Raw genomic sequence first — 26,614 nt, forward strand, 5'->3', positions numbered from 1 at the left:
CCGCGGGGTCAGACGCCGTTCGGCGTCGGACCGGCCGCACCGTCCGCGGCCGACGGCGCGTCGAGTCGGGCGAGCAACTCCCGCAGGCGCCGTGTCTCCCCGTCCGGCAAGGGTTGCAGCGGTGGACGCGGCCGGCCCAGCCCGCGTCGTTGGATCTCCCGTCCCGCCTTGACCGCGCGCGGCAGTCCGTGGCCGACGATGAACCGGAGGAAGGGCAGCAGCTCGGCGAGGAGCGCATCGGCGCGTTCCCGCTCGTCGTGGCGGGCCGCCTCGTAGAGGTCGAGGCACCAGCGGGGCACCAGACAGGGGGCGGCCGTGCACCAGCCGACCGCACCTGACCGGAATGCTTCGAGCGCGACCGGGTTGTTCCCGTTGTAGACCGAGAGGGTTCCCTCGGAGAGTTCGGGAATGGCCCGGAACCGGGCGACGTCCCCGGAACTCTCCTTGACCATGGTGAGGTTGGGGATCCCCCGGGCGAGCGCCACCACCGTCTCGGGGAGGAGGTCCACCCCGCTGGTGCCGGGGTTGTTGTAGAGCATCACGGGGAGGTCCACGGCGCCGGCGACGGTGGCGAAGTGCTGCCGGAGTTCGTCCTCGGTCAGCTTCCAGTAGACCTGGGGGAGCACCATGATCGCGGTGGCTCCGTGCCGGGCGGCGACCCGGGCGCGCCGCACCGTCCCCTCGGTGCTCCAGTGCGAGACCCCGACCAGCGTGGGCACCCGGCCGCCCACGGCCTGGAGGGTCGTTTCGCAGACCGCGTCCCACTCGACCTCCCGCAGGTAGGCGCTCTCGCCCGTGCTGCCCAGTGGGGCGACGGCGTGACTGCCCGCCGCCACCAGTTCGTGGGTGAGCCGGTCCAGCGCGGCCAGGTCGAGGTCACCGGTGTCGGGGTCGAAGGGGGTGACGGGATAGGAGATGACGCCCTGGAGCGGCGGCTGTGACATCAGAGGTCCACCGTGCCCTTCACGCAGTCGGGGTGGTTGCGCAGTGCCCTGCGCGCGTAGTAGGCGAAGTTCGCTCGGCTGCGCCGGTCCGTGGAGGTCCAGTCGTGGGCCTCGCGGGCGAGGGCGGGGTCCAGGGGCTGCACGGTTCCGGCGGCCATCGCCAGCAGTTGGAGACGGGCGGCGCGTTCGATGAGCACCGCCAGGTTGCACGCTTCCTCGACGGTGGCTCCGGTGACGAGCTGGCCGTGGTGGGCGAGCAGGATGGCCCGCTTGTCGCCCAGCGCCGCGGAGATGATCTCCCCCTCCTCGTTGCCCACCGGCACGCCGGGCCACTCCTTGAGGAAGGCGCAGTCGTCGTACAGGGGCGTGGTGTCCATCTGGGAGACGACCAGCGGCACTTCCAGCATGGCGAGCGCGGCGGTGTGCAGGGAGTGGGTGTGGATGATGCAGTTGACGTCCGTGCGCGCCCGGTAGATCCAGCTGTGGAACCGGTTCGCGGGGTTGGGCATGCCCTCGCCTTCGAGGACCCGGAGGTCCTCGTCGACGAGGAGGAGGTTGTCCTCGGTGATCTCGTCGAAGCCCAGCCCGAGGCGCTGGGTGTAGTAGGTGCCGGGCTGCTGTCCACGGGCGCTGATCTGGCCGGCGAGCCCCGAGTCGTGTCCGCCGTCGAAGGCGATGCGACAGGTCAGGGCCAGCTTCTGGCGCGTGGTCAGCCCCGAGTCGGGGAAGTGGTCGCGCATCTGCTGTCGGGCGCGGTCGACGAGGACGTCCTTCGTCTCCGCGAGGGTGTCTGCCATGTCTCTGCTCCAGTTCCTGGGCGTGTCCTCGGGCCGCCCCGCCGACGGGGCGGTGGTGGTGCGGGGGCGCCACCTTGAGGAAACAAGGTGGACTATAGGACACGAGGTGTCATGCGACAAGGAGGCGGGGGTGGGCTGCCGGGGCACGGAGCGGTTCGGGACATACTGGGGTTCGGTCGACCTCCTGTCCGGGGGTGCGGGAAGGGAGGCGAGCGGTGATCAACCGGGTGCGACAGTTGCGCAAGGAGCGACTGATGACGCTGGAGGTGCTCGCCGCGCGGGCCGGCGTCACCAAGAGCTACCTGTCCAAGGTCGAGCGGGGGCGGAGCGTGCCGTCGATCGCGGTCAGCGTCTCGCTGGCGAAGGCGTTGGACGTACCGCTCGACAGCCTCTTCGTCGATGCCGGAGAGCTGGTCGAGGTCACGGTCACCCGGGCCGGCGAGCGGCAGGCGCTCACCCCGGACGACGAGCCGGGGTCCCGCTACGAGGGCATCGCGCTCCAGGCCGGCACCAAGCGGATGACGCCCTTCGTGCTCCACCCGCCGCACGACGCCGACCCGGTCCCCTTCCGGGACCACCCGGGCGAGGAGTTCCTCTTCGTCCACCAGGGGCGGGTCGAACTCATCACCCCCTCCCGGGTCTTCCCGCTCGAACCGGGCGACAGCGCCTACTTCAAGGCCACCACGCCCCACAAGGTCCGCTCGGTGGGCGAGGAGCGTGCCACCGTCCTGCTGCTGGTGTGCGATGACCGGCCCGAGGGCGAGAGCGCGCACCCCCACCCGCCGCCCTGACCCCGCCCCCCTCCTCGGCGTGGCGCCGGGCGCCGGTGCCGACCCCGTCAGGGGTTGCCTTCCCAGGGATTCCGCATGCGCGCAAGAAGGCCCAACAAGCCGCCCGCGCGGGCGATTCGGCGTGATTTCGCGGATGTGGGAAGGCCGTGCGCAATCCTAAGATCATCGCGAAAATGTGCATGGGTATCCCGATGTGAGGATGTGAGTGGTGACCCACGGCCTGGCGCTTGACACCCCTACGGCTGCCGTCCTGCAAGAAGCCCTCCTCGGGCGCGACGATCGTCGGGCCCGGACCGTCGTGGCCGAAACGACCGTTCCGGGCGGCACGGAGCGGTCGTACCAGGAGCGGGCCCGCGCCGGCTACGAACAGCTGCGGCACGTGGTGGCCCGGCTGGGCCCGTCGAGCCGGGTCGCCGAGGACCTCCCCCTGCTCTTCGACCTGTTCGACTGGTCCCTGGTAACCTCCCCCGACCTGTTCTCCGTCCTCAGCGGCCACTTCACCCTGACGGTCGGGGCGATCCAGAGCCTCGGCACCGACACGGCCGAGCAGCGGGAGACCCTGGCCCTCCTGGACGACGCCGGGTACGCGGGCGTCTTCCTGCTGACCGAACTCGGGTACGGCAGCAACGTGCTGGAGTTGCGCACCGAGGCCCGCTGGGACTCCGCCCGGCGGCGGTTCACCCTGCACACCCCGGAGCCGGCGGCCGTGAAGTTCATGCCCAACGTGGCCGACGACCAGGTGGCGAAGGTGACCGTGATCGCGGCCCGGCTCATCGCCGACGGGCGCGACGAAGGGGTGTTCCCCTTCCTGCTGACGCTGCGCGGCCCCGACGGCCTCGCCCCCGGGGTCGAGGTGCAGCGGATGCCGGACAAGGGGTACTGCCCGATGGACAACGCCCTCATCCGCTTCGACGGAGCGGTGGTCCCCGAGGGCGGCTGGCTCTCGGGCGGGATCGCCGACTTCGACGAGCACGGCCGCTTCCGCAGCGAAGTGGCCACCCTGCGCGAGCGGTTCCACCGCACCGTCGCCCAGTTGCAGACCGGTCGGGTCGCGCTGTCGTCGGCCGCCGTCGCCGCGGCCCGCGCCGGGCTGTGGCTGACCGTCCACTACGCACGGCAGCGCCGCACCGCCGGCGGGACCCCGATGATCGCCCGGGACAACGTCCACCGCCCGCTCGTCCTCGCCACCGCCCGGGTCTGCGCCGTCACCGCGCTCTCCCGGGTGGCCCGGGAGACCTTCACCGACCCCGAACGCCGGCGCTCCGAGGGCCCGGTGCTGGCCATGCTGGCGAAACCCCTGCTGTCCGACATCGCCCTGGAGACCCTCCAGGAGTGCCGCGAGCGCCTCGGTGCCCAGGGCATGTTCCGGGCCAACATGATCACCGAGTACCTCGGGAGCACCCAGGGCGTGGTCACCGCCGAGGGCGACAACCAGGTCCTCCAGGTCGCGGCGGGCCGGGCCCTCGCTCACGCCCGCCGCACCCCCTTGCCCGCGCCGGCGCCCGGCGCACCCCGGTGGCAGGGCGTCCTCGACCGGCACGCCCGTGCCCTGGTCGAGCGGAGCGACCCCGACAGCGGCTGGGAGGCCCTGCGCACCGCCCAGGCCAACGCCGTCGCCTGGGCGGCCCACGCCCTGCTGGACACCGCACGGCGCACCGAGCACCCCGAGGCCCGAGGCCTCCTCGAAGACCTCGCCGAGCTCTACGCCCTGGACACCGTCCTCGACCACGCCGCCGAGTACCTGCACCACAAGGCGCTCGAATCCACCGAGCTCCCCGCGCTGGAGGAGCGGCGAGAGGACCTGGCCACCGCGTTGGCCCCCCGGCTTCCGCTGATCACCGGGGCGTTCGGCGTCAGCGCCGACACCCTGCCCACGGCCTTCATCGCCGGCGACTACCAGGACACCTGGATCCGCTCCACCGGGTGGACCTGGCCGGTCGGCGACCACGCGCCCGCCGCCGGCTGAGCCGGCCGAGCGGCCGTCCGGCCGGCCCGCCGTCGTCACTCCCGACCACGGGGTGACGGCGGTGGCGCCGCGGAAGCCGATCGCCGGCGCGGATCGGTGGCCTCCCGGCGCCCGGCGGGGCGGGTCGTAGACTCACCGGATGGCCAAGTACTTCGACGTGCACCCCGACAATCCCCAGCGGCGCATGATCAGCACCATCACCGACAGCGTCCGCTCCGGCGCCCTCATCGCGTATCCCACGGACTCCTGTTACGCCCTGGGCTGTCAGGTGGGCAACCGCGACGGACTGGCCCGCATCCGTGCGATCCGTCAGCTCGACGACCGGCACCACTTCACGCTGATGTGCGAGAACTTCGCCCAACTGGGCCAGTTCGTGCACATCGACAACGACGTGTTCCGGGCGATCAAGGCCGCGACGCCGGGAAGCTACACCTTCATCCTGCCCGCGACACGGGAAGTCCCCCGCCAGTTGCTGCACCCCAAGAAGAAGACCGTGGGCGTGCGCATCCCGGACCACAAGGTCACCCAGGCGCTCCTCGCCGAACTCGGCGAACCACTGCTCTCCAGCACCCTGCTGCTGCCCGACGAGGACGAGCCGCTGACCCAGGGCTGGGAGATCAAGGAACGGCTCGACCACGTCGTGGACGCGGTCGTGGACTCCGGGGACTGCGGCACCGAACCGACCACGGTCGTCGACTTCTCCGACGGCGAGCCCGAGGTCGTGCGGTACGGCGCGGGGGACCCGAACCGTTTCGAGTAGTGGCCCGCCGGGAGGTCAGGAGGGGCGGGGGACGCCGGGCAGCGGCAACCGGTACCCGCCCCGTTCGAGCACCAGCATGCCGCCGACCCCGGCTGCGATCCACAGCCCGAGGACGATCACGCCCGCGAGCACGCCGTCACCGTGGAAGTAGGCCAGGCCGTTGACGGCCCGCACCCCCACCCCGACCGGGAGGACCTCGGAGAAGGGCGCGAGCCACGGGGGCAGGAACTCGGCCGGCAGGCTGCCGCCGCTGGTCGCGTTGCCGACCGTCATGAAGACCACGGCGGCGGCGCTGGACCCCAGCACCCCCAGCGCCCGCACCAACACCATGGTGGCCGCGCCCACCGCCAGGGCGACCAGCGCCACCAACGCGGCCACCCCGGCGAACGGCGCGGGCAAGGCCCCGAACGCGGAGACCACGAGGGCCACCGTCACCCCGCCGACCGCCCCGAAGGCGGCCAGCCCGGCCAGCCTCCGGCGTACCGACACCCCGGGGGAGAGCTGGTACGTCATGATCCCGAACAGGTACCCCGCCAACACCAGCCCGAAGGTGGTGTAGAAGACCGCGAGGCCGCGGGTGTCCTGGGGTGAGGCGGGCACCGCGTCGACCACCTCCAGCCGTTGGCCGTCCGCCGCGGCCAGCGGTGCCAGCCCCTCGGTCACCAGCGCGGTGACCGCAGGTCCGTGCGCCCCCGCGTACCACAGCTCCGCACGGTCGGGCCCTGGCGAGTAGGCCGCGAACACCTCGCCGTGTTCGACGGCCGTCCGGGCCGCCCGCTCGTCCGCGACGGCGGTCACCCGGAACGTGTCCGCCGGCGGGCCCGGCAGACGGTCCGCCACCTGACGGGCCGTTCCGGCGTCCCCGACGACGGCCACCGGGAGGTCGCGCGCCACCGGGGCGTGGAAAGCGGAGAGGTAGACGCTGATGAAGATGGCGCCGATGGCCACGGCCACGGAGACCGGGAGCAGCACCGGGCGGGCGGCGGCCCCGGTCCGGTGGAGGAGCGTGCGCCGCGCCACGGGCGGGGCGGTCGCGGCCTCCTCCGTCCGGAGCGGCGCGGGAGGTGTCTGGGGCATGGGTCCGTTCCTCGAAACGGGTCAGGCGGAAGGGGTCGGGGCGGTGGTTCGTTCCGCTGCCGCGGCGAGCGCCCGGGCGACCGGCACCACGTCCCCGACCGCCATCTCGATCCGCTCGTAGACCTCCGGGTTGAGGACGGTCGTCCCGTCGAAGTCCCCGGCACTGAGGTAGATCCCGGCCGGCGCGGTCCACGCCTGGAGGAATCCGAACAGGGGGCGCATCGCGTGCTCGATGACCAGCGCGTGGCGGTCGCTGCCCCCGGTCGCGGCGAGCATCACCGGCGTGGCGGCGAGCCCGTAGGGGTCCACCAGGTCGAAGAAGTGCTTGAACAACCCGGTGTAGGAGCCGCGGAAGACCGGGGTCGCCGCGATTACCAGATCGGCCTCCTCCACCGCCCGCAGCGCCTCCTCCACCTCGGCGCCCACCTCGTCCCGCGCCACCGCTCCGGTGAACGTCCCCTTCAAGGAGTGCAGTTCGATGAGCCGGGACTCGACCGGGGTCCGGTCGGCCAGCGTCCGCAGGATCAACTCGACCAGGGCCGTCGTCTTCGAGGGGGTGCTCAGGGTGCCGACCACGGCGGTCACCCGCAGCGGGCGGTTCACGAGGCCACCCCCGCTTCGGCCGCGGTACGGGAGGCGATCTCCTTGCGGACCACCGGCGCCACCTCGGAGCCGATCAGTTCGATGGACTTGAGGGCTTCGCGCTGGGGCAGGTTGCCGAATCCCAGCTGGATCATCATGCGGTCGTGCGCGAAGAGTTCGTGTTGCGCCATGATCTTGTCGATGACCTCCTGCGCACTGCCCAGGAAGAAGGCTCCGGCCTCGGTGGCCTGGGCCTCGTAGGCCGCCTTCGGCATCGGCACGCCCTGACCGCGCTGGTGGTGGTTGGCCATCCAGCCCGCCTGGAAGTAGGGGTGCGACACCTCGATCGCCTCCCGGTGGCTCGGGGCGACGAAGCCCGGCGAGTTCACCGACACCTTCAGCGTCTTCGGATCGTGCCCCGCCTCGGCCGCGGCCCTGCGGTACAGGTCGACGAACGGCGCGAACTGCCGGTAACTGCCGCCGATGATCGCCAGGGAGAGCGGGAGCCCGAGCCGACCGGCCCGCACCACCGAGGCGGGGGTGCCGCCCACGGCCACCCACACCGGCAGTTCGCGGTCGGGCCGCGGGGTGATGTCGGCGTCCACCAGCGGGGCCCGCAGCGCCCCGTGCCAACTGACCGGGTTCTCCTCGCGGAGCTTGAGCAGGAGGTCCAGCTTCTGCGCGAACAGCTCGGAGTAGTCGCCCAGGTCGTAGCCGAAGACGGGGAAGGACTCGATGTACGAGCCGCGTCCCGCGATGATCTCCGCCCGGCCGCCGGACAGCAGGTCGACCGTGGCGAACTGCTGGAACACCCGGACCGGGTCGTCGGAGCTGAGGACGGTGACCGCGCTGGAGAGCTTGATGGAGCGGGTGTTCTCCGCCATGGCGGCCAGGACCACGGCGGGGGAGGAGACGACGAAGTCGGTGCGGTGGTGCTCGCCGACCGCGAAGACGTCCAGGCCCGCCTCGTCCGCGACCTTCGCCTGTTCGACCAGCTCCCGCAGCCGTGGCCCCGGTGCCGGCGTCTTTCCCGTGACCGGGTCGGGCGTCAGTTCGCCGAAGTGGTAGATGCCGAGTTCGAAAGCCATGGGATTGCTCCGGGAGAGGGTCTATTGGTTAGTTGCGCAACGAACAACATTGGGAGTGTGCGGCAGTATTCCCCCAGGGCCGGCAGGGCGGGGTCCCCCTGGTCAGACGTGGATGCCCAGCCGGTCCAGCGGCTCCAGGAGCTCGTCCTCCTCGTAGCGCAGATGAGAGGAGAGCACCCGGTCGAGCCGGGCGGTGAGGGCCCGTACGCGGTCCAGCCGCGCAGCGGAGCCGGCGGGGTCGCCCTCGACGAGGGCGACCAGGGCCGTGTCGAGGTTCGCCAGCGACTCGGCGATGACCCCGTGTTCCTGCTCCAGGCGCTCGACGACGGGGCCCAGTGACGGCTGCCGGTCGCGGAGCTCGGGGAACATCAACTGGTCCTCGATGGTGTGGTGCACCGTGAGCGTGCGGTGGTAGGCGGTGCAGAAGGCGCCCAGGGTGCGGTAGCCCTGCCGCGAGCTGAGCTGGTTGACGGCCCGGCGGGCACTGGTGGCGTCCAGCCGTCCGGCCGCGACCTGCTCCACGGCCGTGCGGATCTGTCGCATCTCGCGGCGCAGTCCGTCGTGGATGAGCTTGAGGCGCAGCCCGGTGCCGCCGGGGCGCGGCGGCCCGGCGGCAGGGTGCTTCGGTGCCCGCGGGCGGGTCGCCTCGTCGAGGGGATCGGCCGCGTCCGCGGGGGGACGGGCGTGCGGGAGGGAGGTCGCGGCGGGGCGTGCCCGCCGCTCGCGTTCGGTCATGGGTGGTGTGCCTCGTCGTCTCGGGTGGCGCGCCGTCGTCCCGGGGGACGGCGGCGGAACGCTCCGGCGCGGCTCAGCAGGCGTCGGCGCCGTCGTCGAAGCCGAGGGTGCGCCAGATGTCCGCGAGGGAGGCGAGCTGCTCCTCGCTGAGCCGGTCCAGGAACTCGCGCCGCAGATTGGTCAGGTGCACCTTCCGCGCCCGCCGGTACGCCTTCTTGCCCGCTTCGGTCAGGACGGCGTCGAATCCGCGTGCGTCGGTGGGGCACTTCTCCCGGATCGCCAGGCCCTGTCGCTCCAGGTCGTCCACGATCCGGGTGAGCCCGCTGCGGCTGATCAGCAGCGAGGCGGCGATGTCCTTCATCCGTAGCCGGCCCCCGGGCGCCTCGGCCAGGGTGAGCAGCACCTCGAAGGAGGACATCGGCAACCGCTCGGCGGACACCAGCTCCGCGTCCAGCGTGCGCAGCAGCCGCAGGTGGGTGGAGAGCAGGCCCAGCCACACCGCGCGCTCGGTGCGGTTGAGGGGGCGCGTGGGCGAGCCCCGGCGCGGTGCCTGCTGGTGCTCGCGCTCGGCGTGGGTCTCGGTGGTCAGATCCATGGCCCCTCCCGGCTGGTCGACTGTCCGTTCGTTCCCCAACGAATCGGTCTCGGATGGAATGATAGGACGGTCGTAGGGGGGACGGCCCGGCCCGCGGGGGCGGGGCCGGGCCGTCCGGCAGTGGCTCCGGTCAGCCGCGGGGCTGCGGCAGGATGAGCTTCTCGAAGGCGGTGACCATGCCGTACTCCAGGCGCAGGGCCTCCAGGATCGAGTAGGCGTGGTACTTGGTCATGACGTCCGCGCCGGCGAGCCGCTGGGCCCAGGTCTGGCCGTTGTCGGTGACCTTCTCCAGGGTCTTCTTGGTGACGTAGTTGGTCATCTCGTTGAAGTAGTTCTCCCAGAGGACCCACGCGTTGCTGAAGCCGATGCGCTCGATGTGCTCCAGCTCCTGGCCGTTGTCGAGGGCCTCCTTGGCGAAGGTGAGGATGTCGTTGGTGTAGTCGCGCGACGCCCTGGCGTCCTCGGGGGTGCCGTAGCGGTTGACGTGGCCGGAGACCACGCCCTTGAAGTCGTAGTCGAGGATCCAGTCGTGGGCCTCGGCCCAGCCGCGGATGTTCTCGGAGGCGTCGCAGTGCTTGAAGGCGCTCCATCCGGGACTGATGATGTCGATCGCGGCCAGGGCCTTCTGCTGGGGCGCGTAGATGAAGATGTTGCCCGGGGTGTGGTTCACCCCGTGGTAGTCGAGGTCGAAGCGGACCCCGTTGACGACCAGACTGTCGCTGCTGGTGATCGTCTCGGTCGGCACCGGGATGCCGCGCTCGCCGCCGAGGTCCGGCCAGCGCTGGATCATCTCGCGGGTGTAGTCGTGCGCGATGACCTTCGGCTTGGCGTCGGCGAAGATTCCGGCGGCGCCGATGTGGTCGCTGTGCCAGTGGCTGTAGATCAGATGGGTGACCGGCTCGTCGGTGACCTCCGCGATGGCGCGGTTCAGGTTCTCGCCGAGCAGCGGCGGGGCGTCCACCACCACCACGCCGTTCCCGGTGCGGACGAACATGGTGTCGTAGGCCCCCGAGGTCACGTAGTAGGCGCCGTCGTGGATCTCCTCGACGTGGTAGCCCTTGTCGAGCCGCTCGGGGAGGAACAGGGCCCCGTAGCCGTTCGCCGGGATCGGGCGGTAGTCGGCGAGGGTGTTGAGCGGCATGCCGGCCGCGCCCAACTGGTGGCGGTCGGTCGGGGTGCCGGGCTTCTGGTGATCGGTCATGATCGTGATGTCCTTGCTCTGGTGGTGCGTGAGGAGTGGTGGGGCGGGGCCGTGGTCAGGCCCCGATGCGGAGCACGGGCTTGATAGCCGCCCCGGTCCGCGTGTCGGTGACGGCCTCGTTGATCTCGTCGAAGCCGTAGTGGGTGACGAGCCGGTCGAAGGGGAAGCGCCCGGCCCGGTAGAGGTCGATGAGCTGCGGGATGAACAACTGGGGGATCGAGTCGCCCTGTGCCACGCCCCGCACGGTCCGCCCGCCGAGGAGGGCGTTCATGTTCACCGGTGCGTGGGCTCCGGCCGGGGCTCCGCCGATGAGCGCGGCGGTGCCGAGCGGTGCGAGGGAGTCCACGGCCAGGGTGAGCATCTCGGGACGCGCCGTGATCTCCAGGACGTAGTCCGCGCCGCCGCCGGTGATCTCGACGATCCGGGCGGCCGTGTCCTCGTCCTTGGCATTGACGGCGTGCGTCGCACCGAGGTCTCGGGCGAGGTCCAGCCGCTCCGGGACGATGTCCACGGCGATGATCGGCGAGGCCCCGGCGACCTTGGCCGCCATCACCGCGGCCAGTCCGACCGTGCCGGTGCCGATGACCACCACGGAGGAACCAGCCGGCACCGCCAGCGAGTTGAGCACGGCGCCCGCCCCGGTCTGGAGTCCGCAGCCGAGCGGCGCGAGCAGGTCCAGGGGGAGGTCCTCGGGCACCTTGACCACATTGCGCTCGGTGGCCAGGGAGAGGGTGGCGAAGGAGGACTGGCCGAAGAAGTGGCCGTGCACCGACTCGCCGTCGCCGTCCGTACCGCGTCGTAGCGCATTGCTGCCGTCGAGGCGGGAGCCGCCGAAGTTGGCGGGGAAGGAGAGCGCGCAGTACGCGGGGTTGCCGCTGCGGCAGGGCGTGCACTGCCCGCACGACTGGTACGACATCACCACGTGGTCGCCCGGTGCGATGGAGGTGACGCCCGCCCCGACCCGCTCGACCACACCGGCGCCCTCGTGTCCGAGGACCGCGGGCAAGGGCACGGGCAGTGCCTGGTCCCGTACGTGGACGTCGGTCTGGCAGACGCCGGTCGCCACCACCCGGACGAGGACCTCGTCGGGGCGGAGCGCGGTGTCGAGGACGAGGTCCTCGAAGGCGAAGGGGCCGCCCTTCTCCCTGACCACCGCCGCCCTGACCGGGGAGGCGGTGGGACGGGGGGCGTCCTGGGTGTGCGGGGCGGGGCCGCCGGATGATGCTGCCGCCATGATCGTTTCTCCCAACCGGATGCGCTCCCCGGGCGGGCCTGGGCCACGGGCGGGGGCGATCCACGGGCCGCCGAAGCGGCTGAAGAGGGATGGGTCGGGGGCGTCCGACGGCGGGCGGCTGTGCGTCCCTCGCCACCGGCGACCAAACCCATTTAGTTCGTTGTGCAACGAATGATAAGCATACTCTTGCGGGAGGGGCAAATGAATGCGCGCGCATCGTTCTCGGCGTCCCTCGGGTGGGGAATAGTTGACTCCGGTTGCGCGCTCAGCGGTATACGGTTGGTTGCGGAACGAACTAACCTGTCCCGTGTCCCACCCGGACGGCGGTCCGTCCCACCGTTCCACCGTCTCGCGTCGACGCGCGGCGCGCATCCCGCGCACTGAACGGCCACGGCTCCGCAACCGCAGACGCTTCCCACAGGAGTAGCCCGATGACCACCCAGAGCACCGCCCACGCCCGCAACTTCATCGACGGCGTGTGGACCGACTCCACGACCGTCGGCGAGTCCACCGACCCGGCCACCGGCGAGGTCATCGGCACCTACGCGGACGGCGGCACCGACGAGGCCCGCGCCGCGATCGACGCGGCCCGACGTGCCTTCCGCACCGGAGACTGGGCCCGGGACCGCGACCTGCGCGCCAGGGCCCTGTTCGAGATGGCGGACCGGATGGCCGCCCGTCGGGACGAGCTCGTCGCCCTGCTCTCCCGGGAGAACGGCAAGATCCCCGCGGAAGCCGCGCTGGAGGTCGACCTCACCGTCTCCAAGATCCGCTACTACGGTGCGCTGGCCCTGACGGAGTCGGGGCGCGCCGCGGAGGTCAAGCCCGGCCTCTACTCGATGACCCTGCGCCAGCCCGTCGGCGTCGCCGGAGTGATAGCCCCCTGGAACTCGCCGGTCATCCTCTCCGTGCGCTCCTTCGCTCCGGCGCTCGCGGCGGGCGCCACCGTGGTGCTCAAGCTGCCCGCACAGACCGCCCTCACCAATCACCTGCTGTACGAGATCGTGGCCGGCACCACGGCCCTGCCGCGCGGGGTGTTCAACGCCTTCACCGAATCCGGCAGCCGGGGTGCGCGACTGATCGTGTCCGACCCGGGAGTCGACGTGATCAGCTACACCGGCAGCACCCGGGTGGGACGCGCCATCATGGCCGACGCCTCCGCCTCGCTGAAGGGCATGTCGCTGGAACTCGGCGGCAAGACCCCGATGATCGTCTTCGACGACGCCGACCTGGACGCGGCCGTACCCGTCCTCACCAAGGCCGTCACCACCTTCACCGGACAGTTCTGCATGACGGGCAGCCGCATCCTCGTCCAGCGCGGCGTCGCGGACGAACTGCGCACCCGGCTGACGGCCGCGCTGGAGGCCGTCAAGGTCGGCCCCGGCACCGACCCCGCCAGCGAGATGGGCCCCCTGATCGACACGGCCAACGCCGACCGCGTCGACCGGGCCGTCGCCGAGGCCGCCGCCTACGCCGAGGTCCTGGTCCGCGGCGGACGCATCACCGAGGGTCCGCTCGCCCGGGGCGCCTTCGTCCGCCCCAGCCTGGTGGAGGTCGACGACGTCGACCGGCCCATCGTCCAGCAGGAGGTGTTCGGGCCCGTCGCCACCTTCGAGGTCTTCGACGACGAGGCCGACGCCATCGCCCGCGCCAACGCCACCGAGTTCGGCCTCGCCGCCAGCGTGTGGAGCCGGGACGCGGACCGGCCGCTGCGGGTCGCCCGCGAACTGGAGGCCGGCACCGTCTGGTCCAACACCTGGGCCGTCATCGTCGACCAGATGGAGGAGGGCGGCTTCAAGCAGAGCGGCGTGGGCCGGCTCAACGGCGAGCGCGCCCTGGAGGAGTTCCAGGAGATCAAGCACATCGTGCACCCCGCCCCCCGCACGTCCTGACCCGCGCCCCGCAGCACCGAGGAGGAACGCCATGACCACCGCAGCGGCCCGCTCCGAACACAGCGCGCAGCGGACCATGCGCGCCTTCCTCTCCGCCGCCCGACTGCTGTCCGAACAACTCGGCCAGGAACTGCGGCGGGAGAGCGACGTCTCGCAGATCCACTACGAGGTGCTGGCCTGGCTCGCCGACGCGCCCGACCGCCAACTGCCCATGAGCGAGCTCGCCCGCCGCACCGGGGTCTCCACCAGCCGGCTCTCCCACCTGGTCGACCGACTGGAACAGCAGGAACGGGTCGAACGCCACACCGACCCCGTCGACCGTCGCGTCCACCTGGCCCGGCTCACCCCCGCCGGACAACGGGCACTGGAGGACGCCGCCCCCTGGCACGCGGCCTGTGCCCGGACCCGGCTCCTGGACCACCTCACCGACGACGAACTCCGACAGCTGCACGACATCAGCGAACAGCTCCGCCAGCGGCTGACCACGCCCCGCGGCCCGGACCGGGAGGCGATGTGAGCACCCTGCGCGGCGCGCAGGACCGGGCCCCGCCCCGAGACCGAAGCCCCCGCCTCCACCCACACCCACCCTTCCGAGGAAACCCGTGCCCAAGATCGCCATCATCATCGGTGCCACCCGCCCCGGCCGCGTCGGCAGCTCCGTCGCCCGCTGGGTCCACGAGATCGCCCAGGAACGCGACGACGCCGAGTTCGACCTCGTCGACCTCCGCGACGTCCCCCTGCCGTTCCTGGACGAGGCCATGCCCCCCTCCCTCCAGCAGTACGCCAACGAACACACCAAGCAGTGGGCCGCCACCATCGACGGCTACGACGGCTTCGTGTTCGTCACCCCCGAGTACAACCACTCCACCTCGGCGGTCCTGAAGAACGCCATCGACTTCCTCTACGCCGAGTGGAACAACAAGGCCGCCGGATTCGTCGGCTACGGCAGCGCGGGCGGCTCCCGGGCCATCGAGCACCTCCGCCACATCATGGCCGAGGTCCAGGTCGCCACCGTCCGCAACCAGGTGATGCTGTCCCTCTTCAACGACTTCGAGGACTTCACGAAGCTCACCCCCCAGCCGCTCCAGAAGGACGCCGTCAACGCCATGCTGGACCAGCTGATCGCCTGGAGCACCGCACTGGCCCCGCTGCGCGCGCCCGCCGGCTGAGGCTCCCGCCGCCCGCTCACGCGGCCCCGTCGTCCTCCGGCTCCGGGGCCGCGCTGAGCTGTTCGTCCAACTCGTCGAAGACCAGGCCCTCGCGGCCCGCGTACCCCGTGCGGTACGCCACCCGCGCCACCAGGTGCGCCGCCACCGGCCCGGTCAACAGCTGGAAGAAGCCCACCAGCCCCAGGGTGCCCAGGTCGATGCCGCTGCGCAGCCGCAGCGCCACCCCCATCAACACCAACAACATGCCCAGCGCCTGGGGGTTGGTCGCCGCGTGGCTGCGGGAGAGCACATCGGGCATCAGGACCATTCCGAGCGCGCCGAACAGGCTGACCGCGGCGCCCACGAACAGCAACACCGCCCCCGTGGTGTCCGCGACCTGGGCCCAACCGCTCACCTGCCGGCCTCCCCGCTCGGCGGCTGGTCCGGGGCCCGGTCCCGCACCGCGATGAACCGGGCGATCCCCACCGACCCGGTGAACCCCAGGAACGCCAGCACCAGCATCGCCGGGAAGTAGAACGAATCCCGGCTCAGCGCCGAACGCACCCCGATCCCCGCGATCATCAACGCGGCGCACACGTCGAGGGCCATCGCCCGGTCCAACATGGACGGCCCGCGCCACACCCGGTACAGCACCAACGCCCCCGCGACCAGCAGCAGCACCGCGGCGGCCACCAACAGGCCCCGGTCCACGGCCTGCGCGGCGCTCACCGCGGACTCCGGGGCCGGGGCGGCGGCTGCCGGACCCGGGCGATCTCCTCGCGGTCGCCGAACGCCCGCACCACCAACTCCTCCATCCGCCACACCCCCTGCCGCGCCCGTTCCGGCGTCGCCGGGTTCTCGGCCTCCAGGACGTGCACGAACAGCGTCGCCTGCGCACGGTGCACCTCGACCACCGAACCGTCGGGCACGTTGGAGACGGCGATGGCGGTCGCGGTGAGCATCAGATCGCTGCGACAGCGCAGCGGCACGGCCAGGACACCCGCCCGGAACGGCCGCCGGTCCACCAACTGGTGCGACACCTTCGCCCCGGCCGTGTACATCTCCCACAGCAGTCGGACCGTCAACCGGACGATCCCCCACGGATGGAGCCGCAGCCCGATGTTGACCTGCGGCAGCGGGAACACCAGGCACACGGTCACCGCCACCAGGACGCCGGTGATCGCATTGGGCAGGCTGAGCGTGCCCCACAACAGCATCCACACCACGGTCAGCCAGGCGATCAGCGGCGCGTCCAGCACCCGGCGTCGACGTCCCACCACCGCGCAGCTGAAGGGCGGCAGCTTCGGGTCGCGGAACCGCAGCGAGATCACGGGAACGTCATTGGCCGAGCACCGCCTCGATGTAGGGGGAACGTTCCAGGAGTTCGGCCGCCGCCCGGTCGGTGAGCGCGGTGAAGGGGTCGCCCAGCACCGTGTAGGCCAAGGAGAGCACCACCAGCGCGACGGTCGCCCAGGTCATGCTGCGGGGCAGCCGGTCGGTGGTCGTCGTGATGGCCCGCCCGGACAGCGTCGCGGTGACCGCCTGCCCCGCGGGCGCCGGCCGCCGGTCCGAACCCGCCGCCCCGTCGCCTCCCTCGCCGTGCTCGTCCTGCTCCTCGTCCGGATCGGCCTCCTCCAAGACCGTGCCCCGGGCGGGCCGCCCGGGGGGAGCCGCCCGCCAGAACGCGAGGTTCCACACCTTCGCCATCACGTACAGGGTCAACAGGCTCGTCAGCGACGCCGCCGCGACCAGGAGGTACGCCAGGACCCCGGCGTCCGCGACGCCCGCCCGCAGCAGTTGCAGCTTCCCGATGAACCCGGACATCGGGGGGATGCCCGCCAGGTTCAGCGCCGGCACCAGGAACAGCGCCGCCAGCGCGGGCGCGGCCCGGGACAGCCCGCCGACCCGGGTCAGCTCGGTGGTGCCGGTACGGCGTTCGATCAACCCGGCCACCAGGAACAGCGCGGTCTGCACGGTGATGTGGTGGACGACGTACACGATCGCTCCGCCCAGCCCGGCCCGGGTGCCCACCCCGATCCCGAAGATCATGTACCCGATGTGGCTGATCAGCACGAAGGACAGCACCCGTTTGAGGTCGGTCTGCGCCACCGCGCCCAGCACCCCGATCACCAGGGAGGCCAGCGCCGCCCACATCAGCAGGTCGGCCAGCCGGTTGCCGGGGAACAGCAGGGTCTCCACCCGCAGCACGCAGTACACCCCGACCTTGGTGAGCAGACCCGCGAACACCGCCGTGACCGGCGCCGGTGTCGTCGGGTACGAGTCGGGCAGCCAGGCCGCGAGCGGGAACACGGCGGCCTTCACCGCGAACACCGTCAACAGCGTGGCCTCCAGCAGGGTCCGCACCCCCAGCGGCAGCTCGGCGAGGCGCACCCCGAGCTGCCCCAGGCTGACCGTGCCCGCCGCCGCGTAGGTCAGGGCGACCGCGGTGAAGAACACCATCGAGGAGACCAGCGACACCAGGACGTAGGTCGCGCCGGCCCGCAGCCGCGCGGCGGTGCCGCCCAGCGTCAGCAGGACGAAGCTGGCCACCAACATGATCTCGAAGCCGACGTACAGGTTGACCAGGTCGCCGGCGAGGAAGGTGCAGGACACCCCGGCCACCAGCACCATGTACGCGGGGTGGTAGACGGCCAGCGGCGACTGCTCCTCCCGGTCGGCCATGCCCTGGCCGATGGAGTACACCAGCACGCACAGGGTGACCGCCGCCGACACCGACAGCATCAGCGCCGACAGCCGGTCCGCGACCAGGGTGATCCCCACCGGCGGGGCGAAGTCCCCCAGGTGCACGGCGAGGGGTCCGTTCCGGTCCGCCGCCACCAGCATCGTCAGCGACAGGGCCAGCACCGCGCTCAACACCAGCACGCCCACCACCCGTTGGGCTCGGGGGAACCGGGTGCCGAGGGCCAACTCCAGACCGGCGGCCAGCAGCGGCAACAGCACGGGCAGCGGTACGAGCGCGTTCACCGGACGGTCCCCCCGGAGGTCTCGGAGTCGGCGGGGTCCTCTCCGAGGATGTCGTTCCACAGATCGCCCGAGGCGTCCCGGGCCCGTGCCTGGAGCGCCCGGTCCTCCCGCAGCACCCCCCGCAGCCGTCGACGCTCCGAGCGGTAGGCGTCCCGGTCGCCCTCCGGCCCCCGTCCGCGCGGTCCGTGCTGTTCCCGCAGCGCGGACCGCTGCTCCTGCACTTCGGCGCGGAGCGCGACCCGCCGGTCCTCGATGTCGTCCATCACCTCGTCGGTCCCGTTCACCCGCTGGCTGCGGTAGGCCATCGTCAGCAGGAACGCGGTCGTGGCCAGGGTGATGACGATGGCGGTCAGTGCGATGGCCTGCGGCAGCGGGTCGCTGATCCGATCGCGGTCGACCCCCGGGTACAACAGCGGCGCCGCCCCCGCCGCCCCGCTGGCGGCCAGCAGCAGGACGTTGATGCCGTTGCTGAGGACCACCGCGCCGACCAGGATGCGGGTGAGGGCGCGCATCAGCAGCAGGACGCCGCCGACGGCGCAGAGCAGGGCGCCCGTCACCAACAGGGTCAGGCTGACGCTCACCGGGCGGACCCCCCGGTCGTCTCGCGGGCCTCCCGCTCGATCTGCCGGTCCACCCGGGCCCCGAGCGCCCGCACGATGTCCAGCACCACCCCCAGCACCAGGAGGTAGACCCCGGTGTCGAACAGCACGGGGGTGCCGACGTGGACGTGACCGAAGACGGGCAGGTGCGTCTCGTAGGTCAGCGGATGGAGCACGGCGCCCTCGACCAGCCCGAGGATCCCGACGACCGCCGACAGCAGCAGCCCCAACCCGGTCAACAGCCCCGGATGGCCCGGGGCCGCGTCGGCCAACTCGTGCCGCCCGCCGGCCAGGTAGCGCGCCATCATGGCCAGGCCCGCCACCAACCCCCCGACGAACCCGCCGCCCGGGAGGTTCTCCGCGCACAGCAACAGGTAGACGGAGAGCACCAGCACCGGGTGGAACACCAGCCGGGCCACCACTTCGAAGACCACGGAACGGTACTCCGGGGCGAGCGTCCGTCCAGCGGCGAGCCAGGTCCGCTCGGGAGCGGTGTCCTCGGCCACCGGCCCGCGGACCACGAAGTGCGAACCGTAGGACCAGGCGGTGGGGCCGCCCGGCGGCTCGACGGCCTCCGCCACCGGGGCCGGCTCCACCGGCTCCACCACGCCGACCCGGCGGTGCACGTAGATCAGACTGGTCACGCCCACCGCCGCCACCGCGAGGACCGCCGACTCGCCCAGGGTGTCCCAGGCCCGGAACTCCACCAGGATCGTCGCCACCACCTCCTTCACCCCGTGGCCGGCGGTGGCCGCCACCAACGCCCCGCCCGCCGGCTCGGCCACCCGGGCGGCGGCGACCACCCACAGGGCGGTGGCTACCACGGCCGAGGCGACCAGGGCCAGCGGGATGCGCATCAGCAACCTGCGGCGGCTGATGGTCTCCTGGAAGTACACCGGCATCCTGCGCAGCACCAGCACGAACACCAGCAAGGACACGGTCTCCACGCAGAACTGGGTGAGCGCCAGGTCCGGAGCGCCGTGCACCACGAACAGCAGGGCGGTGCCGTACCCGGTGAGTCCGGCCAGCACCACCACCTTCATCCGCCGCTGCACCGGCAGGCACAGCAGGGCCGCCGCGCAGGTCAGCAGGGCGATGCCGCCCTGCGCACCGGAGTCCCACAACCGCGGAGCCACCGCCCCCGCCCAGGGCTCGTCGACCAGGAGCACGGCGAGTTGCCCACCGAGCAGCACGCTCAGCACCGTCGCCAGGTACACCGACACGGAACCCCGTTGGAAGAAGCCGGTCACCTGGAGGGCCATCCGCTCCAGCCCCAGCAGCCCGAGCCCGAACACCCGGTCCGCGGTGGGCCAGGCGATGCGCCGGGACAGCCGCACCACGGGGTCGCGCAGCAGGAACAGCACCGCACCACCGGCCCAGGCCGCGGCGGACAGCAGCAGGGCGGTGCCGAGGCCGTGCCACAGGGAGAGCGCGTACGGGTGTGCCGGTGCGGGGAAGGCGGCCGCGTACGCCCCCAGCAGCCCGTTCCACCAGGACACCCCCGGCCCGAAGACCACGCACGCGGCGGCGAGCAGCGCCGGCGGCCCCAGGAACGCCGGGCCCACCCGGTGGACGGGGGTGTCGTCGAGCCCCGGCTTGCGGGCGAACGCCCCCCACAGGAAGCGCAGGGTGTAGGCACAGGTCAGGGCCGAACCGACGGTGGCGACGGCCAGCGCCCAACGATCGGCGGCGTCGCCGTGCAGCAGGGCCTCGAAGGCCGCCTCCTTGGCGGCGAAGCCGAGCAGCGGCGGCAGTGCCGCCATCGAGGCCCCCGCGACCAGTGCGGTCCCCGCCACCCAGGGCAAGGCCCGCCCCACCCCCGACAGCCGCCGTAGGTCCCGGGTGCCCGCGGCGTGGTCGACGATGCCGGTGACGAGGAACAGCGGAGCCTTGAACAGCGCGTGGGCGAGGACGAGCACCGCGGCGGCTAGCGCGGCGTCCCGGTTGCCGACCCCGGCGAGCACGGTGAGGAAGCCGAGTTGGCTGACGGTGCCGTACGCCAGCACCAGCTTGAGGTCGCCCAGCCGCAGTGCTCGCCAACCGCCCAGCAGCATCGTCGCGGCCCCCAGCACCAGCAGCACCGGCCGCCAGAGCGGCACGTCCGCGAACGCGGGCGCCAGCCGGGCGACCAGGTACACCCCCGCCTTCACCATCGCCGCCGCGTGCAGATAGGCGCTGACCGGGGTCGGTGCGGCCATCGCATTGGGCAACCAGACGCTGAACGGCCAGATCGCCGACTTCGACAGGGCGCCCAGGAGCACCAGGGCGATCGCCGTGGAGACGGTGGCGGAGTCCGCGGGGGGAGCGGCCAGCAGTTCCGAGATCCGATAGGTGCCCGCTTCCTGACCGAGCATCAGGAAACCGACCAGCATCGCCAGTCCGCCCAGGGTGGTCACCGTCAACGCCTGGAGCGCGGACCGGCGGTTCTGCTTCCGTTCGCTGTCGTGGCCGATCAGCAGGTAGGAGAAGACGGTGGTCAGTTCCCAGAAGACGTAGAGGACCACCAGGTCGTCGGCGAGGACCAGGCCGAGCATGGCGCCCGCGAAGGCCAGGAGGTTGCCGGCGAAACCGCCGAGCCGGGGGGCTCCGTCCTCGAAGTACCGCACGCAGTACAGCAGGACCAGCGCCCCCACCCCGGCCGCCAGCAGCACCATGAGCAGCGCCAGCGCGTCCAAGCGGAGCGCGATCTCCACGTCGTACGCGGGGAGCCAGGCGAGCGACCAGCTCACCGCACCGCCCCGGGCGGCCGTGCCCCACTGGGCGAGTGCCCAGCCGAGGGCGGCGGCGGGGGGTACCGCGAGCAGGGCGAACGCCCGTGGGCCCAGCCGCCGTACGAGGGGGCCGGCGCACGCGGCGAGCAGGAAGTGGGCGAGGATCAGCGCCGCCATGCGGCCCCGGGAACCGATGGACCGCGCGCGGCGGTCCGATCAGGGCGAGGGGCACCGGGCACGGGACATAGCTATAAGCCGCGGCCCGCATTTCGCGCCCCGGCACGCCGTCGCGGCCCCGACCCGCCGCGAGGTGCCCCCCTCCGGCCCAGCCCCCGGCCCCTCGGCGGGCTGACGCCGAGTCAGCGGCGGGCGGTGTACCCGGGACCGGTCTCGGCGTGCACGACGAACCAGACGGCACGCGCGGTGCTGGTGCCGGTGTTGCGGAAGAGGTGGGGCAGGCCGGAGTCGAAGGCGACGGAGTCGCCCGGCCCCAGGGTGTGGCTCTCCGCGTCCACGTCGACGGTCAGTTCGCCCTCGACGACGACGCCGTATTCGACGCCGGGGTGGTCCACGGGGTGGTCGTCCTCGTCGGAGGAGCCGCCGGGCTCGTAGACGATCTCCAGGAAGTCGACCCGGGTGTCGGAGGTCGTGGTGAGCCGCTCCCAACGGACGCCGCCGCCGAAGCTGACGGTCTGCCGGTCCGTCGCCCGCTGCACCTGGACCCGCTGGGTCGGCGGGAGCGCGCGCAGCGCCCCGAAGCCCGCGGTCCGGGGGACCGGTGCGAGGGCGCGCGGTGCGGGGTCCTCCTGCGGGGCCGGCCCCAGCAGGTGGTCGGTGGAGACGTCCAGGGCGCGGGCCAACTGGTAGAGGACGCCGACCGAGGGGGCGGACTTCCCGAGTTCGATCTGGGAGAGCAGGCTCGCCGAGCACCCGATCCGTCGGGCGAGCCCGCGGATCGACTCGCCGCGCGCCCGGCGGGCGGACCTGAGCCGCTCGCCGAGCGTCGGAACACCGGAGGCGGGAGGCGCCGGAGGCGTCGTAGCAGTCACGGGCGTCAGTCTAGACCGCACATCCCGGTGTGTGGTGGAACTGCACGAAGGTGCTTGGCGCCGGGCGCCCGGTGCCGTTCTCGGGCCGGCTGTTGAGATGAAGTGAGCATGTCGGACTGGTCGTGGACGGAGAAGAAGAGTGTGCAGTGACACTTGACATCCGATTTGAGCGGTTCCTACGCTCTGGCGAACGTGAGGCGTGACACACGCCTGGCGCCAGGAGACGACGGACAGCGCGGCGACGCGGGGCAAACAGCACGAGGAGAACGTGGTGAAGCGCACTCTCATCCAGAACGCCAGTGTCATCAGCGTCGACCCGGCCATCGGCAACCTCGACCGGGCGGACCTGCTCATCGAGGGCACCCGGATCGCCGCGGTGGGCCCCGACCTGTCCGCCGCGGACGCCGAGGTCATCGACGGGCGGGGCACCATCGTGATGCCGGGCATGGTCGACACCCACCGCCACCTGTGGCAGACGGTGCTGCGCAACATCGCCGCGGACTGGACCCTGAGCCAGTACTTCGCCGGCGTCCGCGTGCAGTTGGGCGGCCACTTCCGGGCCGAGGACGTGTACGCGGGCAACCTCGCGGGAGCCTACGAGGCGCTCAACGCCGGGGTCACCACCGTGCTCGACTGGTCCCACAACATGAACACGCCCGAACACGCGGACGCCGCGGTGGAGGCCCTGCGGGAGACCCGGGGCCGGTTCGTGATGTGCTACGGCAACGCCAACGACGAGTGGCTCCCGGTCAGCGGCAAGCCCACCAACGCCGCCGACGCCCGCCGGGTGCGCTCCCAGCACTTCTCCTCTGACGACCAGCTCCTCCAGATGGGCATGGCGCTGCGCGGACCCCAGTACGCCACCCACGACGTCACCCGGGACGACTGGGCCCTCGCCCGGGAACTGGGCGTCCTCATCTCCGTGCACGTCGGGGACGGGGCCTGGGGACGCGACCGGCCGGTGGCCTGGCTCGCCGAGAACGGGCTGCTCGGCCCCGACGTGGTCTGCGCGCACTGCAACTCGCTGGCGGACGACGAGTTCCAGATCATGGCCGACGCGGGGTGCTCCGCCGCGATGACGCCCGAGATCGAGATGCAGATGGGGCACGGCTGGCCGGCCACCCGACGCCTCCTCGACGCCGGCATGGCCCCCAGCATCGGCATCGACATCGCCACGTGCAACAGCGGCCACCTCTTCCAGGTGATGCGCACCGTCCTGCTCGTCGAACGGGCCTTCGCCCACGCGGACGCCGAACGCAACGGCGGGACCCTGGAGGAGCAGTTGCCGCTCGACGCCCAGGACGCGATCGAGTTCGCCACCCTCAACGGAGCGAAGGCGTTGCGCCTGGACCACCGGATCGGCTCCCTCACCCCGGGCAAGGACGCGGACGTGGTGATGCTGCGGGCCGACGGCATCGAGATGGCCCCGATGAACAACGCGGCGGGCGCCGTCGTCCTCGCCGGGCACCCCGGCCTGGTCGACTCCGTCTGGGTCGCCGGACGCCGGGTCAAGGCGGCCGGCAGGCTCCTGGACGTGGACGAGTCGCGGGTGGTCGGCCTGGTGAACGGGGCCCGGGACGCCGTGCTCGCCCGGGCGGGCGTCGAGCCGGGCGGACGCTTCCGCCCCTCGGGCTACTGATCCGGTGGCGGGTGGGGCCGTCCGCCCCACCCGCCCTCCCGGCTACTGCCGGTGGGCGACGGTCAGTTCGCAGGTCCCGCCGGTGCAGGACCGGCGCAGCCGACCCCGGGTCACCGTCTGGACCAGCCCGATCGTCCAGCACATCGGGCAGCCCCGCAGGGCGAGCAGCCCGACCGGGGCGAGCAACAGGCTCCAGGCCCCGGCCACCGGCAGCAGCAGGAAGGAGCCGGCCAGGGAGCCGAACCCGATCAGTCCGCGCAGCAGGTGGACGGGGACCGAGCGGCTCGCGAACCTGGGGGCGTCCGTCACGACCGCCCCCCGTCCTCGCGGGCCGGCCGGGTCCCGTCCGCGGGGTCGAGGCTGCGCCGCACCGCTTCGCGTGCCCGGTGCAGCCGCGACTTCATCGCGGCGGTGGAGAGACCCAGCGCCTCGGCGGTCCGCCGTCCGCTGTACCCCTGGATGTCGCGCATGACGAGCACCCGACGCTGATCGGCCGGGAGCGCGAGGATCGCGTCCACCACCCACTGCGCCTCCAGCCGTTCCAGCACCTGCTGCTCCGCGGAGGGCAGTCGCCGGTCCGGCACCGGGGCGTCGGCCCGGCGCACCCCCGCCCGGATCCGGCGCAGGCACTCGTTGTGGACCACGCGGAACAGCCAGGAGGCCAACGCCCCCGAGGCCCTCAGCATGCCGATCTTCCGGTAGAGGACGATCAGTGCTTCCTGCGCCGCGTCCTCGGCGTCCTCCGGCGAGGCGCACAGGGCGTGGGCGAAGCGGCGCACGTGCGGATGGGAGCCGTTGACCAGGGTGGCGGTGGCCCGGACGTCCCCGCCCTGCGCGGCCCGCACCACCCCTTCCCCGGGCCAGTCGGGGTCAGCCACGGGAACCCCTCCGCCGACGCAGGACGAACACCGTGCACAGACACGCGAGCACGGCGGCGGTGACGATCGCACCGACGAGCATGGTTACCTCCAGGTTCCGTGCCCACGGGGTCGTCGGCACACCCATGAGAGCCACCTCGCCCCCGAAAGGATTCACCCCGATCCGAGTACCGTACGCGCGACGACGGCCCGTGGTCCGCCCCGCATCTCGTGCGGGGCGGACCACGGGCCGTCGCCCGGGCGGTGTCAGTCGCAGACGACCTCGTCGCGCGGGGTGTAGCGGGTGTGGAAGGGCTCGCGCTTCACCTCGACGCCGTCGTTGCGGAAGACGCGCTCCACGGTGACGTCGAACCCCTCCAACGGGGTCTGCGGCTGGCACTCCTCCTTGGCGCCCTCCCGGGTGCCGGGTTCCTTGACGTTCTTCCGGGGCCCGGTGACCGATTCCACCGAGTCGTACTTCTTGGTGCCGACGAAGGTCACCGTCACCGAGGTGTCGGTGGCGTCGGTCAGGATGTGCAGCGCCCTGCCCGAGTCGTTGGTGAACTTGAGGTCGAGGCTGCCCCAGGCGACGGTGGCCTCCCGGCCCTCGGGGTAGCGCTCGATGTAGAACGAGTGGGCCCCGTACTCCACGGGCTTGACGCCGGCGAAGAAGATGGCGTTGAACATCGCCGTGGCGACTGTGGAGACACCGCCGCCGGACGCCTTGGTGTACTTGTCGTTGAGGATGATGATGCCGTCGACGAAGCCGTTGGCGGCGGTCCGCTCGCCCACCGTGTCGTTGAAGCTCCAGGTCTCGCCCGGCAGGACCGTCGAGCCGTTGATGAGTTCGGCGGCCCGCCCGATGTTCTTCGTCCGGTACTCGGCCTTCTCGAAGTTGGCGGTGAAGGACGACACCTTCTCCGTCAGCCCCAGCTCCGGCAGCTTCGCCCGGCTCAGCGTCGGCTGCTCCTTCACCGTCTCCACCGCGCCGGTCCGGGCCCCGCCCGTCTTGGTGAGCAGCGGCAGCACCGCCTCGCCCAGGGCGTCGGCGGTGACCTTCTGGCCCGCTCTGCCCTCGGTCGCCACCGCGACCCGGTCGCCGTCCAGCCGCAGGGTCGCGTCCTGCGCCCGGGTGGTCACCGCGTCCACGGCACGGACCACGGCCGGGTCCTTGAACAGGCCCTTCTCGTCCAGCGCCGGCTGGAGCCGGTGGTTGCGGTCGGGGCGCAGGCTCAGGTGCTCGCCCAGGGTGGCGGGGGTGATCGTGATGCGTCCCTCGTCGGTGGTGAGGGTGACCGGCCCGGACATCGCGGGGCGGGCGAAGGCGCGCAGCGCGCGGTCGGTCTCGGCGGCGGTGACCCGCGGCGCGCTCTCCCGCACGGGCAGCACCACCGGACGGGGCCCCTCGGGGGCGAGGTACGCCTTTCGCAGGGCGTCCACGGCGCCGTCCACCTCCAGCGCCGTCCCGGTCCGGGCGGGGGTCACCTTCGGCGCGCCCCCGGAGAAGGTGACGGCTCCGTTCCGGACCGTGCGGTCGTGTTCCTCCGCCAGTTCGCGCACCGCGGCCCGGGTCGCCTCCTCGTCGGTGCGCACCACCGGGTCCACGGGACCGCCGTCGGAGGAGAACAGGTTGCCGATCACGGTGAACGGGTCCTTGCCGGCCCGGACGGCCCGCGCGGCGGTCTCCTCGGTGTCCACCTCGAACCCGGCGGCCCGCGGGGAGATCCGGTCGGTCCGCTCGCCCACCACGACCTCGATGGGAGCCGTGGCACGGGCCGCCAGTTCCCGGTCCAGCTTCTGCCGCGCGCCGTCCCGGTCCAGCCCTCCGATGGCCACGCCGAGCACGCTGGTGCCGGTGGGCGCCTCCTCGGCGGTGAGCGCCAACCCGGTCAGGTAGAGCGCACCCGTTCCGAGGACGACGGCACCGCCCACGAGGGCAGCGGGGTGTATTCGGCGGCGCATGG

At 72.3% G+C, this 26,614-nt stretch carries 26 protein-coding genes; 7 read left to right on the top strand and 19 right to left on the bottom strand.

What is annotated here, in order from left to right; genetic code table 11:
- Positions 1-8: 8 nt before the first annotated feature.
- Entirely contained in the window at positions 9-944 is a 936-nt protein-coding gene (locus ACSMX9_RS28840; RefSeq protein WP_445398429.1) for a dihydrodipicolinate synthase family protein, read from the bottom strand.
- On the bottom strand, positions 944-1,741 hold the full coding sequence (locus ACSMX9_RS28845) for an aldolase (protein ID WP_445398431.1): 798 nt from the start codon (positions 1,739-1,741) through the stop codon (positions 944-946). Before ACSMX9_RS28845 ends, ACSMX9_RS28840 begins: the two co-directional genes overlap by 1 nt.
- A gap of 215 nt (positions 1,742-1,956) precedes the next feature.
- Between ACSMX9_RS28845 and ACSMX9_RS28850 the strand changes: the two genes are divergently transcribed.
- From ACSMX9_RS28850 to ACSMX9_RS28860, 3 genes are all read left to right on the top strand, one after another.
- On the top strand, positions 1,957-2,532 hold the full coding sequence (locus tag ACSMX9_RS28850) for a helix-turn-helix domain-containing protein (RefSeq protein ID WP_445398433.1): 576 nt from the start codon (positions 1,957-1,959) through the stop codon (positions 2,530-2,532).
- Between the two features lie 208 nt (positions 2,533-2,740).
- Positions 2,741-4,498 (top strand): acyl-CoA dehydrogenase family protein, encoded by a 1,758-nt coding sequence (locus ACSMX9_RS28855; protein ID WP_445398435.1) that lies wholly within the window; start codon positions 2,741-2,743, stop codon positions 4,496-4,498.
- Positions 4,499-4,637: 139 nt separating this feature from the next.
- Positions 4,638-5,258: an L-threonylcarbamoyladenylate synthase gene (locus tag ACSMX9_RS28860; RefSeq protein ID WP_445398437.1), complete on the top strand. Its 621-nt coding sequence runs from the start codon at positions 4,638-4,640 to the stop codon at positions 5,256-5,258.
- A gap of 15 nt (positions 5,259-5,273) precedes the next feature.
- Here the strand turns inward: ACSMX9_RS28860 and ACSMX9_RS28865 are convergent, their stop codons facing one another.
- The 7 genes from ACSMX9_RS28865 to ACSMX9_RS28895 form a co-directional block, all read right to left on the bottom strand.
- Entirely contained in the window at positions 5,274-6,335 is a 1,062-nt protein-coding gene (locus ACSMX9_RS28865) for an ABC transporter permease (RefSeq protein ID WP_445398439.1), read from the bottom strand.
- 21 nt (positions 6,336-6,356) lie between these two features.
- Positions 6,357-6,938 carry an NAD(P)H-dependent oxidoreductase gene (locus tag ACSMX9_RS28870; protein WP_445398441.1) on the bottom strand — a complete coding sequence of 194 codons (582 nt, stop codon included), beginning with the start codon at positions 6,936-6,938 and terminating at the stop codon, positions 6,357-6,359.
- Positions 6,935-8,005: an LLM class flavin-dependent oxidoreductase gene (locus ACSMX9_RS28875; protein WP_445398443.1), complete on the bottom strand. Its 1,071-nt coding sequence runs from the start codon at positions 8,003-8,005 to the stop codon at positions 6,935-6,937. Before ACSMX9_RS28875 ends, ACSMX9_RS28870 begins: the two co-directional genes overlap by 4 nt.
- Positions 8,006-8,107: 102 nt before the next feature.
- Positions 8,108-8,740 carry a hemerythrin domain-containing protein gene (locus tag ACSMX9_RS28880; protein ID WP_445398445.1) on the bottom strand — a complete coding sequence of 211 codons (633 nt, stop codon included), beginning with the start codon at positions 8,738-8,740 and terminating at the stop codon, positions 8,108-8,110.
- Positions 8,741-8,813: 73 nt separating this feature from the next.
- Positions 8,814-9,335 carry a MarR family winged helix-turn-helix transcriptional regulator gene (locus ACSMX9_RS28885; protein ID WP_445398447.1) on the bottom strand — a complete coding sequence of 174 codons (522 nt, stop codon included), beginning with the start codon at positions 9,333-9,335 and terminating at the stop codon, positions 8,814-8,816.
- Between the two features lie 130 nt (positions 9,336-9,465).
- Positions 9,466-10,536 (bottom strand): MBL fold metallo-hydrolase, encoded by a 1,071-nt coding sequence (locus ACSMX9_RS28890; RefSeq protein ID WP_445398449.1) that lies wholly within the window; start codon positions 10,534-10,536, stop codon positions 9,466-9,468.
- 55 nt (positions 10,537-10,591) lie between these two features.
- Complete coding sequence (locus ACSMX9_RS28895; protein ID WP_445398451.1) at positions 10,592-11,770, bottom strand: NAD(P)-dependent alcohol dehydrogenase; 1,179 nt, start codon at positions 11,768-11,770, stop codon at positions 10,592-10,594.
- Between the two features lie 431 nt (positions 11,771-12,201).
- Between ACSMX9_RS28895 and ACSMX9_RS28900 the strand changes: the two genes are divergently transcribed.
- The 3 genes from ACSMX9_RS28900 to ACSMX9_RS28910 all read left to right on the top strand — a co-directional run bounded on the left by ACSMX9_RS28900 (position 12,202) and on the right by ACSMX9_RS28910 (position 14,831).
- Positions 12,202-13,662 (top strand): aldehyde dehydrogenase family protein, encoded by a 1,461-nt coding sequence (locus ACSMX9_RS28900; protein ID WP_445398453.1) that lies wholly within the window; start codon positions 12,202-12,204, stop codon positions 13,660-13,662.
- A gap of 31 nt (positions 13,663-13,693) precedes the next feature.
- Positions 13,694-14,179 carry a MarR family winged helix-turn-helix transcriptional regulator gene (locus ACSMX9_RS28905; RefSeq protein ID WP_445398456.1) on the top strand — a complete coding sequence of 162 codons (486 nt, stop codon included), beginning with the start codon at positions 13,694-13,696 and terminating at the stop codon, positions 14,177-14,179.
- An 85-nt stretch (positions 14,180-14,264) separates the two neighbouring features.
- Entirely contained in the window at positions 14,265-14,831 is a 567-nt protein-coding gene (locus ACSMX9_RS28910; RefSeq protein ID WP_445398458.1) for an NADPH-dependent FMN reductase, read from the top strand.
- 16 nt (positions 14,832-14,847) lie between these two features.
- Here ACSMX9_RS28910 and mnhG read toward each other — a convergent pair whose 3' ends face one another.
- The 7 genes from mnhG to ACSMX9_RS28945 all read right to left on the bottom strand — a co-directional run bounded on the left by mnhG (position 14,848) and on the right by ACSMX9_RS28945 (position 22,154).
- On the bottom strand, positions 14,848-15,225 hold the full coding sequence (gene mnhG / locus ACSMX9_RS28915) for a monovalent cation/H(+) antiporter subunit G (protein ID WP_366112905.1): 378 nt from the start codon (positions 15,223-15,225) through the stop codon (positions 14,848-14,850).
- Positions 15,222-15,539, bottom strand: coding sequence for a monovalent cation/H+ antiporter complex subunit F (locus ACSMX9_RS28920; protein ID WP_351242013.1), 318 nt, complete (start codon positions 15,537-15,539; stop codon positions 15,222-15,224). The genes mnhG and ACSMX9_RS28920 overlap by 4 nt, the downstream gene beginning before the upstream one ends.
- Positions 15,536-16,141 (bottom strand): Na+/H+ antiporter subunit E, encoded by a 606-nt coding sequence (locus ACSMX9_RS28925; protein WP_445398460.1) that lies wholly within the window; start codon positions 16,139-16,141, stop codon positions 15,536-15,538. Before ACSMX9_RS28925 ends, ACSMX9_RS28920 begins: the two co-directional genes overlap by 4 nt.
- A gap of 7 nt (positions 16,142-16,148) precedes the next feature.
- Complete coding sequence (locus tag ACSMX9_RS28930) at positions 16,149-17,795, bottom strand: Na+/H+ antiporter subunit D (RefSeq protein WP_445398462.1); 1,647 nt, start codon at positions 17,793-17,795, stop codon at positions 16,149-16,151.
- Positions 17,792-18,376: a Na(+)/H(+) antiporter subunit C gene (locus ACSMX9_RS28935; RefSeq protein WP_445398464.1), complete on the bottom strand. Its 585-nt coding sequence runs from the start codon at positions 18,374-18,376 to the stop codon at positions 17,792-17,794. Before ACSMX9_RS28935 ends, ACSMX9_RS28930 begins: the two co-directional genes overlap by 4 nt.
- Entirely contained in the window at positions 18,373-21,282 is a 2,910-nt protein-coding gene (locus ACSMX9_RS28940; RefSeq protein ID WP_445398466.1) for a Na+/H+ antiporter subunit A, read from the bottom strand. Before ACSMX9_RS28940 ends, ACSMX9_RS28935 begins: the two co-directional genes overlap by 4 nt.
- A 182-nt stretch (positions 21,283-21,464) precedes the next feature.
- Complete coding sequence (locus ACSMX9_RS28945) at positions 21,465-22,154, bottom strand: helix-turn-helix domain-containing protein (RefSeq protein WP_445398468.1); 690 nt, start codon at positions 22,152-22,154, stop codon at positions 21,465-21,467.
- A 271-nt stretch (positions 22,155-22,425) separates the two neighbouring features.
- On the opposite strand from ACSMX9_RS28945, the gene ACSMX9_RS28950 reads away from it, so the two are divergent.
- Positions 22,426-23,793: an amidohydrolase family protein gene (locus ACSMX9_RS28950; RefSeq protein WP_445398470.1), complete on the top strand. Its 1,368-nt coding sequence runs from the start codon at positions 22,426-22,428 to the stop codon at positions 23,791-23,793.
- A 42-nt stretch (positions 23,794-23,835) separates the two neighbouring features.
- Here the strand turns inward: ACSMX9_RS28950 and ACSMX9_RS28955 are convergent, their stop codons facing one another.
- From ACSMX9_RS28955 to ACSMX9_RS28965, 3 genes are all read right to left on the bottom strand, one after another.
- Positions 23,836-24,102, bottom strand: a complete 267-nt coding sequence (locus ACSMX9_RS28955) for a hypothetical protein (protein WP_445398472.1) — start codon at positions 24,100-24,102, stop codon at positions 23,836-23,838.
- Positions 24,099-24,671 carry an RNA polymerase sigma factor gene (locus ACSMX9_RS28960; protein ID WP_445398474.1) on the bottom strand — a complete coding sequence of 191 codons (573 nt, stop codon included), beginning with the start codon at positions 24,669-24,671 and terminating at the stop codon, positions 24,099-24,101. Before ACSMX9_RS28960 ends, ACSMX9_RS28955 begins: the two co-directional genes overlap by 4 nt.
- A 246-nt stretch (positions 24,672-24,917) precedes the next feature.
- Positions 24,918-26,612 (bottom strand): VanW family protein, encoded by a 1,695-nt coding sequence (locus ACSMX9_RS28965; protein WP_445398476.1) that lies wholly within the window; start codon positions 26,610-26,612, stop codon positions 24,918-24,920.
- Positions 26,613-26,614 lie beyond the last annotated feature (2 nt).

This window comes from Streptomyces sp. LE64, from assembly GCF_052606915.1.

Bases quoted from the DNA above. Each gene is read 5' to 3' on its own strand.
- ACSMX9_RS28840 (WP_445398429.1), bottom strand. From the start codon at position 944: ATGTCACAGCCGCCGCTCCAGGGCGTCATCTCCTATCCCGTCACCCCC.
- ACSMX9_RS28885 (WP_445398447.1), bottom strand. From the start codon at position 9,335: ATGGATCTGACCACCGAGACCCACGCCGAGCGCGAGCACCAGCAGGCA.
- ACSMX9_RS28845 (WP_445398431.1), bottom strand. From the start codon at position 1,741: ATGGCAGACACCCTCGCGGAGACGAAGGACGTCCTCGTCGACCGCGCC.
- ACSMX9_RS28895 (WP_445398451.1), bottom strand. From the start codon at position 11,770: ATGGCGGCAGCATCATCCGGCGGCCCCGCCCCGCACACCCAGGACGCC.
- ACSMX9_RS28965 (WP_445398476.1), bottom strand. From the start codon at position 26,612: ATGCGCCGCCGAATACACCCCGCTGCCCTCGTGGGCGGTGCCGTCGTC.
- ACSMX9_RS28860 (WP_445398437.1), top strand. From the start codon at position 4,638: ATGGCCAAGTACTTCGACGTGCACCCCGACAATCCCCAGCGGCGCATG.
- ACSMX9_RS28875 (WP_445398443.1), bottom strand. From the start codon at position 8,005: ATGGCTTTCGAACTCGGCATCTACCACTTCGGCGAACTGACGCCCGAC.
- ACSMX9_RS28890 (WP_445398449.1), bottom strand. From the start codon at position 10,536: ATGACCGATCACCAGAAGCCCGGCACCCCGACCGACCGCCACCAGTTG.
- ACSMX9_RS28865 (WP_445398439.1), bottom strand. From the start codon at position 6,335: ATGCCCCAGACACCTCCCGCGCCGCTCCGGACGGAGGAGGCCGCGACC.
- ACSMX9_RS28905 (WP_445398456.1), top strand. From the start codon at position 13,694: ATGACCACCGCAGCGGCCCGCTCCGAACACAGCGCGCAGCGGACCATG.
- ACSMX9_RS28900 (WP_445398453.1), top strand. From the start codon at position 12,202: ATGACCACCCAGAGCACCGCCCACGCCCGCAACTTCATCGACGGCGTG.
- ACSMX9_RS28940 (WP_445398466.1), bottom strand. From the start codon at position 21,282: ATGGCGGCGCTGATCCTCGCCCACTTCCTGCTCGCCGCGTGCGCCGGC.
- ACSMX9_RS28880 (WP_445398445.1), bottom strand. From the start codon at position 8,740: ATGACCGAACGCGAGCGGCGGGCACGCCCCGCCGCGACCTCCCTCCCG.